We start from the raw sequence: 13,178 nt of genomic DNA, 5'->3' as shown, positions 1-13,178 counted from the left end.
GTTCACACCTTGGCAAGCTTTGCGACGAGCGGGGCTCGTATCGTGACGAACCGGGAGGCCTTGGTAGGCCTACTTACCGCTGTTTCACATAGGTTCCGGGCGCGTCGCAGATCGCCGCGTAGCCCTGCTTCGCGTTTCCCAAGGGCAGGGGTGGAACGGGCGCGCCGGAGAAATTGGCAAGCCAGTCGCCCCAAGCCGGCCACCACGACCCCTCGTGGATTGCAGCGCGCACTTCCCAATCGTCGGGCGGAATCGGCGGCTCCCCGGCGGGGCGGCAATACTGGCGGTAGTGGCGGCCGTTGTGGCCCGGCTCGGAGACGATGCCGGCGTTGTGCCCTCCGCTGGTGAGCACGAAGGTAATCTCAGCGTCGCTGAGCAGGTGGATCCTGTGCACCGAACGCCACGGCGCGACATGGTCCCGCTCGGTCCCGACCACGAAAAGTGGCTGGCGCACCGCGGCCAGCGTGACGATGTGGCCGTCCACTTCAAAGCGACCCTTGGCCAGTTCGTCGTCGAGATAGAGCCGTTGCAGGTATTCGCTGTGCATCGCGTGGGGTAGGCGGGTACCGTCCGAATTCCATGCCATCAGATCGGTCATCTCTTCGCGCTCGCCCATGAGATAGGTCTTGAGCACGCGCGACCAGACGAGGTCGTTCGAGCGCAGTATCTGGAAGGCACCGCCCATCTGACTGCTGTCCAGATATCCCTGGCTCCAGGTCGCACCGCCAAGCAGGTTTACCTGAGCCTCGTCGATGAACAGGCCAAGCTCGCCCGGTTCGCTGAGGTCGGTCTGTGCTGCGAAGAGGGTGACAGTGCACAGCCGCCGGTCGTCTCGGTGGGCGAGTTCGGCCGCGGCGATCGACAGCAGGGTGCCGCCCAGACAGTAACCCGCCGCGTGGACGGCATCCGCACCGGTAATGTCGCACACGGCATCCAGCGCGGCCAATGGTCCCATGCGCAGGTAGTCCGCCATGTCGGTGTTGCGGTCCTCGGCATCCGGATTACGCCACGAGATCATGAAGACCGTGAAACCCTGACCGGTCAGCCAGCGCACCAGCGAGTTTTCCGGCGACAGGTCGAGGATGTAGTACTTCATGATCCAGGCGGGGACGATCAGCACCGGCTCGGGCCGCACCTCTGCGGTGGTCGGCGCATATTGGATCAGTTCGATAAGGTCGTTGCGATAGATGACCTTGCCCGGCGTGACGGCGACCTTCTCGCCCACGGGAAAGCGTTCCGCCCCGACCGGAGGTTCGCCTCGGGCCTGTCGTTCGAAATCCTCGATGAAGTATTGCCAGCCGTCGGCCAGGCAGCGACCGCCCGTTTCGATCAGCCGCTGCTGCAGGATCGGATTGGAGGCGATGAAGTTGCTCGGGGCCAGGACGTCCAGCATCTGACGGGCCATGAACGAGACGATGTCCTCGTGATGGCGGCTTACGCCGGGAACGCCCGTGGTGGCCGCATGCCACCATTGCTGGGTCAGCAGGAACATCTGCGAGATTGCGCCGTATGGCATCTGCGACCATGCAGGATCGTCGAAGCGGTGATCCTGCGGCAATGGCTCGATGGCAGGGCAGGGCTCGCCTTCCCGCGCGCAGCGGGCCGCATAGTCGATCCACCGGATCAGCTTGCGATGAGCCTTTTCGGCGAGCTGTAATTGCTTGCCTGGCGCCACTGCAAGGTGGATCCACCAGTCCATGGCGGAAAGCGCGAGCGTGGCGGGGGACACCCCACCGGTCAGCCGGGCAATGCCGGCCATGGCCATGCGGTCGAGCGTTTCGGCAATGCCGTCGAAGGGATCGGGAGGCGTGGATGCCGGGTCTGATACGTCCATCATCATTCCTGCGCGTGGACCACTTGCCGTCCTATCCAGCGCTGCAGGTGAAAGCCGGCCGAATCGAGCGGTCAGGAAAAGCGTCCTGATTGTCGGGGCTTCATATCATTTTCGGCGGCCGCTGGGACGTGGGATTATTGGCCGGGTGACGATTTGCGGAGATTTCATCGTGTTCGCGACCGAAGGCGCGACGGCTAGGACCGGGCCATCTCGAAGCTCTTCACCATATGCTCACCGAAGCCGTTTTCCGCCGGATGGAAGGTCCACAGCTCGCTCTCGTCGCGGATGGCATCGAGTTGCCCGGCGACCTGATCGATGGTCCATTCGGGCTGGTACACGCCCCTGGTTTCGGTCACGAAGGCGCGGGCAATGCGGCCCGCCATCGAGACGTACATTTCGCCCGAAACCGGGCAGCTGTCGTGCGCCAGGAAGCCGACGACGGGCGCGACCAGATCGGGTCCCATCGGCGGATACTGTGAAATGTCGAGACCTTCTGCCATGCGCGTGACGGCGCCGGGCAGGATGATGTTCGACTTCACGCCGAAGTCCTTGCCCTCGATGGCGACGGTGTTGTTGAGACCGATCATGCCGGACTTCGACATCGCGTAGTTCACCGTCTGCGGCATCGTGTAGAGCCCGCCGATCGATCCGGTGAGGACCACGCGGCCGTAGCCGGCCTTGACCATCTGCTCGAACGCAGGACGCACGACGTGGAAGGCCCCGAGCAGGTGCACGTCCAGAACGGCGCGGAAATCCTCGTAGCTGGTCTCGGTCAGCGGCGCGAAGCGGTTGTTGCCGGCGTTGTGGATCAGCACGTCGATCCTGCCGAACGTGTCGAGCGCGGTCTCGATGATCGCCTTGCCGCCTTCGGGGGTGGCGACGCTGTCCGTGTTGGCCACGGCCTCGGCGCCCATGTCGCGCAGCGCCTGGGCTGCCTCTTCCGCCGGTCCGGCATCGCCACCCGAACCGGAAAGAGCGCTGCCGTTGTCGTTGATCACGACCTTGGCGCCGAGCGAGGCGACCAGTTCGGCATAGGCGCGACCCAGCCCACGGGCGCTGCCGGTGATGACGACGACGCGGTCGTCGAAGCGGCGCTGTGAAGGCGTATCGGTCATTGCTTGTTCCATGTCGTGTCGCCCGGACCCCACAGCGGAGCCCCACGGCTTTCGCGCAGGGAGGGGATGGAGCGCCCGTCCTTGTCGGTCACGCCGTATTCGGCTGCGAGTTCGGCGTTGATGAAAGTTCCGCCCGATCTCGCCTTGAGGTCGGCATCCATGGCCAGGGCCGCGATGATCCTGCCGGGAAATTCGGGCGAGGAGCCGACCGCACTGTTGAGCTGGTTCGCCATGCCGGGAATGGTCTTGAGGTTCTCGGTCGCCCGCTCGGTAAAGGTGAAGCCCTGCCACAGCGAGACGGCGCTTACGCCCGTGTCGCGCAGTTCATGGCCCATGTCGCGGATCATGCGATCGGTCGCGGTCTTGGTGGTGCCGAACACGACGTCGTAGGTATAGGTCACGCCGATATAACCCGAGAGTGCGACAATCAGGCCTGAACCCTGCGGAACCATGATCCGCGCGGCGTGCCACGCGGCAATGTAGGCTGCCCGTACCCCGGTATCCCAGATCTGCCATTCGTCCTCGAGCGGCTTTTGCCAGAAACCGGAGCGCTCGGTCATGCTGTCCGGGATGGCCATCGCATTGTTGACGAGGATGTCGAGCCGCCCTTCGTCGCGCTGGACCTGTTCGAAGACGGCCGCGATCTGCGCATCGTCAAGCAGGTCCATCGCCATGGCCACACCCTTGCCGCCGCGCGCTTCGACTTCGGTAACAGTCTCTTCGAGTGAACCGGGCAGCGCGTGATCGCCGGGATTCACGGTGCGTCCGGTGATGTAGACGGTGGCGCCGTGCTCCGCGAGGGCGCAGGCAATGCCCTTGCCGATGCCGCGGCTGGCGCCGGTAACGACGGCGACCTTGCCCTTGAGCTTGTCCGAAACTGTGCCCATGCCTTCAGCCTTTCGCCGGATTGTTCGGCGCGCGCTTGTTCGTCAGCGGGCGCTGGTACGATGGGTCTTCCTTGCTGCGCGAAGAGACGCCGTTGACGGCAATGTCGGGCACGTCGGCGAAGGGGATCGGCATCGGCGGCGGCAGGCATCCCCACTCGATCACGTTTGTACGCAGCGCAATGCGCCACTCGCCGCCGCGTTTTTCCAGACGGTCGATGTAGCGACCGCCGGCGATCCACAGGCTCTCGTCCTTGTTGCGACCGACGAACTGGTAATAGGTCTCCGTATGTGCGGTATCGCCTTCGAGATCGATGGTCGTCTGCAGCAGGGCGTGGTGGGTGAGGATCTGCCCGGCCTCGTGCATCGGAACCGCCCAGTCCCAACAGTCCGCCGGGCTGCCCACGAAAGGCCCTGCGGCCATTTCGCCGTCTTGCCAGAAGGCCGAGAGATAGGTGTCCCGGTCGAAACGGTCCATGCCGCGCGAGAAGCGGGCAAGACATTCCATGATGTCCTGCTTGTCGAGCAGCGCGTCGAGGCGTTTTTCACGGTCACTTGCCACGATAGTCGACCTCCGAGATGGGCTTCCAGATAGGGGAACCGCGCGAGGCCCGCGGCGAGGCGATGACGCTGCCATCGACATCGGTGATGCCGTAATCCTGCGCCAGTTCCGCTGTCACGAACTCCCCGCCAGAGCGCTTCATGACTTGCGGATCGGCGGCCAGCGCGGCGATCACCCGGCCGGGATGCTCAACCGAACTGGCGTGCATTTCCGTGATAGACTTGGTCATCTTGTCGCCCTGCCTGGCGAGGTTGTCCTGCGCCTTCTCGGTCATCGTCAGGCCCTGCCACAGGGTGACCGACGCGACGTCGTAGGGCTCCAGCTCGATGGCCATGTCGCGCGCCATGCGGTCGACGGCTGACTTGGACGTGCCGAAGATGACGCTGTACGTATAAGTGACCGCCGCGAAGCCCGAGATGGCGACGATCAGACCGGATTTCTGCCGCGCCATGATCTTCGCCGCGTGCCAGGCCGCAACGTAGTTGGACTTCACGCCCACATCCCACATTTCGAGGTTCGAAAGCGGCTTCTCCCAGAACCCCTTGGGCTCGAGGAGGTCATCGGACAGTGTGAACGCGTTGTTGACGAGGATGTCGAGCCGGCCCTGTTCGCACTCGATCTGTTCGAACAGCCGGGCGACGGCATCATCGTCGCCGTGGTCGCAAGCCACTGCAATGCCCTTGCCGCCGCTTTCCTTGCCGCGCTCGTCGCATTCGGCAGCCGTGCCGCCGACAGTGCCGGGAAGGTAGTAGTCGCCTTCGTGGACGGTGCGGCCAGTGACATAGACGCACGCCCCCTGTTCGGCGAGGACGAGGGCAATGCCCTTGCCGATTCCGCGGCTCGCCCCGGTGACCAGGGCCACCTTTCCGGCGAGGGGGGCGCTCATTTCGCGGCTCCGGCGAACCACTTCTCGCTGTAATCGCCCTTGGCGCGGCCGGGGAAGTGTTCGGCGGTGAAGGGATAGCCCATCACGCCCAGCGACCAGTCCGCGGCTTCGCCCCAGTCCTGTTCCCAGTCGTAGAGCATGATGCGATCGGCAATGCGCCATTCGCCGGCGCGCTTCTCGAACGTGTCGAGATAGCGCCCGCCGATGCAGGTATCGCGCTCGCCGCCGTTCTCGGCGCCCATGTCGACGCGGTGATAGGAGATCACATGGGTTTCCGCCTTTGCCGCGTCGCCGTCCAACTCGATGTAGGTCTGGCCCAGCACGTGCTGGGTGTCCTTGATGGCATCGGCACCGGGGACGACCCAGGCGAGGTAGCTCTCGAAATCGCCGCCATGCACGCCGTAATCGAACCTGGCCTCTGGCCACCAGCATCCGCGGATCAGGTCGGCGCTGCGTCGGTCCTCGCCGCGCGCCAGCCGGGCCACGCAATCGCGGATAGCCTCGCGGTCGATGAACTGTTGTGTGGTCGGGTCCATGTTCCTCTCCTTGGCCGTCTTCTGCAGCCGCGCCTGTTTCGCGTTCGGTCAGCATTCCTTGCCGCATATTGGCTGGCCAGGCTTGACTTATGTGGACAATCTCACGCGCGAATGAAATCCCTCGCCTTCTATCGGTCACGTCCCTCCCGGCTTTCTACCGCGCTTGACGTCGGTCAAGGCATGGATGCACCATGGACACCTATTCCTTGGAGCAAGCTTTGGCGCCCTTGCGGGGCCATTGTCCAGGCACCGGCGGGTATACCGTCCGATCCTTGCAAGCAGAGCAGAGAGGAGCTCGTGTGGACGTTAGATCAGACAGCCCGATGCAATCTTCCCTCCCCACGATCGAACATTACGAACGGCTCATAGGCAGCGAGGCCGCGGACCGGATCCTGGCCAAGGCAGATCGGCTGCGTGACCTGCACATCGTCAATGTCAACTCGACGTATTACGGCGGCGGCGTTGCCGAGATCCTGTCCTCGCTTACCCTGCTGATGAATGGGTCCGGCATCCGGACCGGCTGGCGCGTCATCCAGGGGCGACCGGATTTCTTCAGTATAACCAAAAAGATGCACAATGCCCTGCAGGGCGGTGAGATCTTCTTCAGCGACCTCAAGCAGGACATCTACGAAGAGGTCGTTTTCGAGAATGCCGCCCGGATGCATCTCGATCACGACGTGGTCATCGTCCACGATCCGCAGCCGCTGCCGCTGATCGAGCACTTTCGCAAGAAGGCGCCGTGGATCTGGCGCTGTCACGTCGACCTGACCCGCCCCGACCCCGCGCTGTGGGAGTACCTTTCGCGCTTCGTGGAAAGGTACGATGCCGTCGTCGTGTCCCTGCCGGAATACGCCCAGAAGATATCGCCGCCGCAGCGTTTCATCATGCCGGCCATCAATCCGTTCTCGACGACCAACAAGGACCTCACCGAAGAAGAGATCGCCGAGCGGCTGGACCACTACGACATTCCGACCGACCTGCCGCTGGTCGTGCAGGTTTCGCGTTTCGACAAGTGGAAGGACCCGCAAGGTGTCATCGATGCCTTCCGCATCGCGCGCAAGGAGGTGGACGCCACGCTCGTCCTGGTCGGCAACATCGCCACGGACGATCCGGAAGGGCAGGAGATATTCGAATCGCTGTGCAGTTGCCGGGAAGACCGCATCCGCGTCCTCTCGGTTCAGGATACGGCCTTCGTGAACGCCTTGCAGCGCCGGGCGGACGTCGTCCTGCAGAAATCGCTGCGGGAAGGTTTCGGTCTGACCGTGACGGAGGCGATGTGGAAAGGGGCCGTTGTCATCGGCGGCAACGTTGGCGGCATCAAGCACCAGATCGAAGACGGCGTAAACGGCTTCCTGGTCGACAGCGTGGAGGCCGCTGCCGAAAAGATCGTTCGTGTTCTCAAGGATCCTCGACTGCGCGAGACCATGGGCAAGAAGGCGCGTGAAACCGTGCGCTCCCAATTCCTGATGACGCGCTTGATGGAAGACTGGCTGGACCTGGTCACCTCGTTCGAGGCGCGCTTCTTCCTGAAGAAGTGATCCGCACGCCGTGAACGAGTTCCGACAGGATCGCACGACTGGCCTATGGGCGATCATCGCGCCCGGCCGCGGCAGGCGGCCGCGTGACCTCAAGGCCGCGCGCGCAGAGGATTCCCCGCTTCCGGCATTCGACCCGGCCTGTCCGTTTTGCCCCGGCAATGAACACATGTTGCCCAGAATCATCGACGAGGCGGCGCGCGATGCGTCTCCGGGCTGGTCCGCGCGCGTCGTTCCGAACAAGTTTCCCATCCTGCAGCTGGGATCAAGCGCAGAGAAAGACCCTCTCGGGACGGGATATGGCGAGCACGAAGTAATCATCATGTCTCCGCGTCACGATGCGGACATTGCCGATCTTTTGGCGGCTGACGTGCAGGCGCTCGTCGAGACGTGGTTCGGCCGGTTCGAAGCCGTTCAGGGGATGCCGGGAATCGAGGACGTGGTCCTGTTCTGCAATCGCGGCAGCACGGCGGGCGCCTCGCTGGCGCATGCCCATTCGCAGATGATCGGCATGCCGATGCGGTCGCCGCGGGTCGCCTCGACCCTGGCGTGGTCTGCCGCCTACCACCGCGATCATGGACGGTGCGTGGTCTGCGACGAACTGGGGCGCGAGATTTCCGCCGGGGACAGGCTGGTCGAACTGACCGATGCGTTTGCCGTTCTCGTGCCGTTCGCGGCCAGATCGCCCTTCGAGCAATGGATCGTGCCACGCAGGCACTGCCCGTTCTTCCTGCTCTCCGACGACCGCGAGCGTGCTGCACTGGGGGGCGCCCTGCAAAGGGCGCTGCGCCGTCTGAATGCCGCCGCCGGCATGGTGCCCTACAACTTCGTGCTGGAGCCGGGATCGCGGGATGCGGACCATGCACCGTTCGCCCACTGGGCCATTCGCGTCGTGCCCGAACTCACGACGCCCGGCGGGTTCGAACTCCAGTCCGACGTCATCGTCAATCCCTACAGTCCAGAGGACAACGCCGAAACATTGCGGCAGGCGGTAGTTGGCCCGTCCGGATAGGGCGCGCTGTCCTTGCCGTTTTGGCCAGAGCTTGGTGTCGTGAACAGAAAGGAGGTGTGTGATGCATTTTCCCCACATCAGGAAATTGTCGACCGAGGCCGTGAAGGCCAATCACGAACTCCTGCAGGTCTGCCTGGCCGCCGACGATGCCGCGGCTTCCGGTCGAAAGCCGTTCGGCCTTCGCGAGCATGACGGATGGCGAAAGCTGGCCGATGCTATAGAGGAAGAACTTATCCTGCGGGATGAAGTACCCAATTGCCTGCAATGGGAACGCAGCTGAACGCGCAGCAGAGGGCATTTAGCCCGGCAGCAAGCCTTCCTTGCGCAGGGCGTCCGCCACGGCTTCGACATGCTTGAGGTGCTTGTCCAGGGTATCGAAACCCTGGCCCATAGTTGCGAAGGCTGCGTGGGTTCCGCCGGTATCGCGCCAGCGCAGGGCCGTCTCGACAACCTGCTCGGGGCTTTTCGCCTTGAGCATGTTGCACTGGAGCCCGAAATCCTCGACGGCGCGCCCCTCCTGTTCGAGCAGTTCATGCAGCCTGGGAGCCTGGGCGAAGGCATCGACGGCGCCATCCGCACAAATGAATCCATCGGCGATTTTGGCCGCGCGGCGAAGCGCGACATCGGCGAAGCCGCCCAGCCAGATCGGGACGGGCCGGGTTGGACGCGGATTGAGCGCGGCACGGTCGACACGGTCGAATTCGCCCTCGAAGTCGACGAGCGGACTGGTCCAGAGCTTGCGCAAGAGATCTATCTGTTCTTCCACACGCTTGCCGCGACTGCGGAAATCCTGCCCGAGCGCTTCGTATTCCACGTAGTTCCAGCCAAGACCGACACCCAGCCGCAGCCGATCGCCGGACAGCAAGGCTACGTCTGCCGCTTGCCTGGCCACGAGCGCAGTTTGCCGTTGGGGCAGGATGAGGATGCCCGTTGCGAAGCCGATGCGCTGGGTGATTCCGGCTAGGTAGCCGAACATCACCAGCGGATCGTGGAACGGCTGCTTTTCCGTGTAGGGCCCGTTGAGTTTGGGTTCGCGGTCGTGGGTCGCTCCGAGGACATGGTCGTAAGCGAGCAGATGGTCAAAGCCGAGCGTTTCGGCGGCGCGGCCGATTTCGCGCACCGCGACCGGATCGCCGTTGAGTTCTGTCTGGGGATAGATAAGGCCGATCTTCATTGCAGGTTTCCTCTCAAACGCCGCCCTCCACCTTGCAATCGGTCAAGGCGGGAGCGCAAGCCTTGGGCGCGGCAGATCGGCATAAGCACGCCAGGCATCGCCCAGAAGGTCAAGGAATCAGGACAATGGCGCCTTCGACTTCGCCCGTCCGAAGAACATCCAGCGCCTCGTTCGCCTGGGCCAGCGGCATGGGGGTTACGTGTGTGCGTATCGGCACCTTCGCGGCCAGCACGAGAAATTCGGTGCCGTCTTGCCGCGTGAGGTTGGCGACCGAGACGATCTCGCGCTCTTCCCACAGGTCCGCATAGGGAAAGGAGGGAATATCCGACATGTGAATCCCGGCGCAGACCACGCGGCCGCCCTTTTTTATAGCCTTGAGCGCCTGCGGGACCAAGCCGCCTACCGGAGCGAAGATGATGGCCGCGTCCATCGGTTTGGGCGGCAATTGCGATGAACCGCCGGCCCACGCGCAGCCCAAAGTGCGCGCGAATTCCTGCCCTGCGCTGTCCCCGTCGCGCGTGAAGGCGAAGACCTCGCGGCCTTGCCAGACCGCCAGCTGAGCAAGAATGTGCGCCGCTGCGCCGAACCCGTAGAGTCCTAGAACCGGCGAATCGCCGGCAATACGGTAGGAGCGATAGCCGATCAGTCCGGCGCAGAGCAGCGGGGCGGCATGGACGTCGTCGAAGGCGTCGGGGATCGGAAAGCAGAAGTGCGCATCGGCCAGGGCATGGGTGGCGAAACCGCCATCGCGCGTGAAGCCGGTGAATACGGGATCGTCGCATAGGTTTTCCCGGTTGTGGGCACAGTAGGGACATACCCCGCAGGTGTGACCCAGCCACGGAACGCCCACCCGCTCGCCCAAGGCAAATGCTTCGACGTCAGAAGCCACTGCCTCTATGCGTCCCACAATCTCGTGTCCCGGAACGATCGGCAGCTTTCCGTGGATGTCGCCGTCGACCACGTGCAGATCGGTGCGGCACACGCCGCAGGCAGTGATCGCGATCCGGACCTGCCCGGAGCCGGGTTCCGGCAGGGCGCGCTCGACCATGTGCAATCGCGTTCCGGGCCGATCCAGTTGCATTGAGCGCATCGTCGCCATGGGATATCCTTCCGTGCTTTCGTCGCCGATCTGCCTGGTGGGCGCATTGTTGCCTACTGGCGATCGAGACGAAAGGGGCTGCTCAACGGCGAACGCGCCAAGCCGGACATCGACAAGCGGATCGGCAGGGCGGTTCGCGACGAGCACGAAGCGGTGACCGGATCTACATTCGCCTGCGGTCCGCCGTGAGGCCGTCGCACGTTTTCGATGCCGGGGAACCATCCGGAGGCCGGACTGTTGCATTCCTGATCGCATGCAGGGGCTTTTCTACCGACATGCCGGCGTCCCTGCCGACACGGACCGGAAAGAAAACAGGTGAGGTGCCCATGGCGGATGTGATGGCCGAAACGCTCGATGATTTTGGCCAGGCGGCCTTAACGGGGCTGTCGCAAAAACAGAAAACCATGCCGGCCCGCTTTTTCTACGACGATCGCGGGTCAGCGTTGTTCGAGGAAATCACCCGCCTTCCAGAGTATTACGTGACGCGCGCCGAAACGGCCCTGCTCAAGACGCATGCCGATGAAATCGCGCGGCATGCAGGGGCGGGGCGGCCCGTTGTCGAATTCGGGGCGGGTTCGGCCACCAAGACGCCAACGCTTCTGCGTGCCACCGAAGCGCCAGTCTATGTTCCCATAGACATTTCTGGCGATTTCCTTCTGGAAAGCATGGAGACCCTCGGGAAGGCGGTTCCGGGCCTGCAGATCGTGCCGCTTGCCGGCGACTTTACCGAGGAAGTTCCGCTGCCGTCACTCGATGGGCCGGTCACGGGTTTCTTTCCGGGATCCACGATCGGCAATTTCGATCATGCCCGGGCGCTGGACCTGCTGCGGCAGTTTCGCCGGCAACTCGGCACGGACGCGCGCCTCGTGATCGGCATGGATACGCGCAAGAACCCGCGGATGCTGGAAGCCGCCTACGACGACAGCGCCGGAGTTACGGCGGCATTCAACCTCAACCTGCTGGAACGCATGAACCGCGAACTGGACGGGACCATCCCTGTCGATGCCTTTGAACACCGTGCGATCTGGCACGATGCCCTGGGCCGGATCGAGATGCACCTGGTCGCGACGCGGGCCGTTACCTTCCGGGTGGCCGGGCGCACCTTTTCGATGGAGGAGGGCGAATCCATCCACACCGAAAACAGCCACAAATACACGCTGGAAGAGGCGCGCCTGATGGCGCGTGCATCGGGCTGGGAGCCGCGCGCCTACTGGAGCGACAATGACGCGACTTTCGGGGTTCACGTCTGGGCTGCGATGCCGGATACCATGCAGCCATGAGCAGTGCAGCGCAAAGGATCCACCCGGCACCGGCAAGTGCCCTTGACGCTTACCGGGAGGTGCGTTCGGCCTCGCTCTCGCTGACGGAGCTGCTTTCGCCCGAGGATTGCCAACTCCAGTCGATGCCCGATGCCAGCCCCGCCAAGTGGCACCTCGCGCATACGACCTGGTTTTTCGAGACCTTTGTGCTGCAGCCCTACCTGCCCGGCTATCAGCCCTTTCACCCTGCTTTCGCCGTCCTGTTCAATTCCTACTATGTGCGGGTGGGAGAACGGCATACGCGTGCGGAGAGGGGGATGCTTTCACGTCCGTCGCTGGAACAGGTCCATGCCTATCGCGGCCACGTCGATGCGGCCATGGAACGCCTGGCAGACACGGTGCCCGAGGCGTCGTGGCGGGATCTGGTCGTACTCGGGCTGCATCATGAACAGCAACATCAGGAACTGATCCTGATGGACATCAAGCACGCATTCAGCCGCAACCCGATGGAACCGGCCTACGATATTCGCTGGATCGTCGAACCTGCGCCCGAGCCGGCCCGATGGCTCTCCGTACAGGGAGGCCTTGTCGCCATCGGGTATGACGGCGACGGGTTTTCGTTCGATAACGAGGGGCCGCGGCACAAGGCATGGCTCGAACCGTTCGAGGTTTCCGATCGCCTGGTCAGCAATTCCGAGTACCTGCGGTTCATCGAGGATGGAGGCTATCGCCGGCCGGAGCTGTGGCTGTCCGATGGCTGGGCGACAGTGGAAGCGGAAGGGTGGAGCGGGCCACTCTACTGGCGGGAGGATGCCGGCATCTGGTCGCGCTTTTCCCTGGGTGGGCGCGTGGAACTCGATCCTGATGCTCCAGCATTACACATGAGCTACTACGAAGCCGATGCCTATGCGCGCTGGGCAGGTCACAGGCTACCGACGGAGGCGGAATGGGAAGTGGCAGCGCGTCACTGCGAGCTGCGGCAGCGAGACGACGTCGCCTGGCAGTGGACCGCCTCGCCCTACGTCGCCTATCCGGGATTCGTCGCCAGCGACGACGCGGTCGGCGAATATAATGGCAAGTTCATGGTCAACCAGTTCGTCTTGCGTGGCGGTTCGCTGGCGACCCCGCCGGGGCATGCGCGCCTCACCTATCGCAATTTCTTCCCGCCGTCAGCGCGCTGGGCCTTCACCGGGATACGGCTCGTTCGGCGGTAAATGTACGGCAAATTGTCCTCAAACGATTTCTGTTAACTATACTGCCGCTGGACCGGAACTTTTGTCCG

13 protein-coding genes are annotated in these 13,178 nt (G+C 63.7%); 5 read left to right on the top strand and 8 right to left on the bottom strand.

Annotated features, from left to right (window positions below; translation table 11 throughout):
• Positions 1-73: 73 nt before the first annotated feature.
• The 6 genes from LK12_RS15655 to LK12_RS15630 all read right to left on the bottom strand — a co-directional run bounded on the left by LK12_RS15655 (position 74) and on the right by LK12_RS15630 (position 5,817).
• Complete coding sequence (locus LK12_RS15655) at positions 74-1,834, bottom strand: PHA/PHB synthase family protein (RefSeq protein ID WP_052223460.1); 1,761 nt, start codon at positions 1,832-1,834, stop codon at positions 74-76.
• A gap of 194 nt (positions 1,835-2,028) precedes the next feature.
• Entirely contained in the window at positions 2,029-2,961 is a 933-nt protein-coding gene (locus LK12_RS15650; RefSeq protein ID WP_039286014.1) for an SDR family NAD(P)-dependent oxidoreductase, read from the bottom strand.
• Positions 2,946-3,836 (bottom strand): SDR family NAD(P)-dependent oxidoreductase, encoded by an 891-nt coding sequence (locus LK12_RS15645; RefSeq protein WP_039286013.1) that lies wholly within the window; start codon positions 3,834-3,836, stop codon positions 2,946-2,948. The genes LK12_RS15650 and LK12_RS15645 overlap by 16 nt, the downstream gene beginning before the upstream one ends.
• A gap of 4 nt (positions 3,837-3,840) precedes the next feature.
• Positions 3,841-4,395, bottom strand: coding sequence for a nuclear transport factor 2 family protein (locus LK12_RS15640; protein WP_039286011.1), 555 nt, complete (start codon positions 4,393-4,395; stop codon positions 3,841-3,843).
• Positions 4,385-5,281: an SDR family NAD(P)-dependent oxidoreductase gene (locus tag LK12_RS15635; RefSeq protein ID WP_039286008.1), complete on the bottom strand. Its 897-nt coding sequence runs from the start codon at positions 5,279-5,281 to the stop codon at positions 4,385-4,387. Before LK12_RS15635 ends, LK12_RS15640 begins: the two co-directional genes overlap by 11 nt.
• Positions 5,278-5,817 (bottom strand): nuclear transport factor 2 family protein, encoded by a 540-nt coding sequence (locus LK12_RS15630; protein WP_039286006.1) that lies wholly within the window; start codon positions 5,815-5,817, stop codon positions 5,278-5,280. Before LK12_RS15630 ends, LK12_RS15635 begins: the two co-directional genes overlap by 4 nt.
• A 323-nt stretch (positions 5,818-6,140) precedes the next feature.
• On the opposite strand from LK12_RS15630, the gene LK12_RS15625 reads away from it, so the two are divergent.
• From LK12_RS15625 to LK12_RS15615, 3 genes are all read left to right on the top strand, one after another.
• Positions 6,141-7,355, top strand: coding sequence for a glycosyltransferase (locus LK12_RS15625; protein WP_039286004.1), 1,215 nt, complete (start codon positions 6,141-6,143; stop codon positions 7,353-7,355).
• A gap of 10 nt (positions 7,356-7,365) precedes the next feature.
• Positions 7,366-8,364 (top strand): galactose-1-phosphate uridylyltransferase, encoded by a 999-nt coding sequence (locus LK12_RS15620; protein ID WP_052223452.1) that lies wholly within the window; start codon positions 7,366-7,368, stop codon positions 8,362-8,364.
• Positions 8,365-8,425: 61 nt separating this feature from the next.
• Entirely contained in the window at positions 8,426-8,644 is a 219-nt protein-coding gene (locus LK12_RS15615; RefSeq protein WP_039286002.1) for a hypothetical protein, read from the top strand.
• A gap of 18 nt (positions 8,645-8,662) precedes the next feature.
• Here LK12_RS15615 and LK12_RS15610 read toward each other — a convergent pair whose 3' ends face one another.
• Complete coding sequence (locus LK12_RS15610) at positions 8,663-9,538, bottom strand: LLM class F420-dependent oxidoreductase (protein WP_039286000.1); 876 nt, start codon at positions 9,536-9,538, stop codon at positions 8,663-8,665.
• Positions 9,539-9,647: 109 nt separating this feature from the next.
• Positions 9,648-10,637: a zinc-dependent alcohol dehydrogenase family protein gene (locus tag LK12_RS15605; protein ID WP_039286161.1), complete on the bottom strand. Its 990-nt coding sequence runs from the start codon at positions 10,635-10,637 to the stop codon at positions 9,648-9,650.
• A gap of 326 nt (positions 10,638-10,963) precedes the next feature.
• Between LK12_RS15605 and egtD the strand changes: the two genes are divergently transcribed.
• Together egtD and egtB are read left to right on the top strand one after the other, a co-directional pair.
• A complete protein-coding gene (egtD, locus tag LK12_RS15600) occupies positions 10,964-11,917 on the top strand; it encodes an L-histidine N(alpha)-methyltransferase (RefSeq protein ID WP_039285997.1) in 954 nt (317 codons plus the stop codon).
• A complete protein-coding gene (gene egtB / locus LK12_RS15595) occupies positions 11,914-13,110 on the top strand; it encodes an ergothioneine biosynthesis protein EgtB (RefSeq protein WP_039285994.1) in 1,197 nt (398 codons plus the stop codon). The genes egtD and egtB overlap by 4 nt, the downstream gene beginning before the upstream one ends.
• Positions 13,111-13,178: the final 68 nt, after the last annotated feature.

Source organism: Novosphingobium malaysiense, from assembly GCF_000802225.1.
Taxonomy (GTDB): domain Bacteria; phylum Pseudomonadota; class Alphaproteobacteria; order Sphingomonadales; family Sphingomonadaceae; genus Novosphingobium; species Novosphingobium malaysiense.
Note: the sequence above shows the minus strand (reverse complement) of the source record. Positions and strands in the feature narration are given on the sequence as shown.